Genomic DNA, 287 nt, shown 5'->3' on the forward strand with positions numbered 1-287 from the left:
GATCTGGAATGGCTGGCAGAACGTGCCAAGGACGGACAGATCCGCAAGGAAAAACGAGCCCAGGTGTACAAGGTAATTGGAGATGTGAGAAGAAAACAGGGACAGACGGAGGCTGCGTTCCAGAACTATCTGGAGGCACTGCGGCAGAATGGAAGCGGTTTTGTGCGAACGGAGCTTTCCAGAATATTTCTCACAGATATGTATGAAGGAAGCAAGAGAGCAGCTGTATATGCAAAAGCCGGAGATGCTTCTGAGTTTTTGAATCAGTGGCTTGGAAAGTATGGAAG

General features: G+C 48.8%; 1 protein-coding gene. It reads left to right on the forward strand.

Annotation, left to right across the window (positions count from 1 at the left end; genetic code table 11):
• Window positions 1-63: 63 nt before the first annotated feature.
• A partial coding sequence (locus tag PZH32_RS14005) for a hypothetical protein (protein WP_275208881.1) occupies window positions 64-287 on the forward strand: 224 nt, incomplete at its 3' end.

Source organism: Adlercreutzia equolifaciens, from assembly GCF_029076695.1.
Lineage (GTDB): Bacteria > Actinomycetota > Coriobacteriia > Coriobacteriales > Eggerthellaceae > Adlercreutzia > Adlercreutzia equolifaciens_A.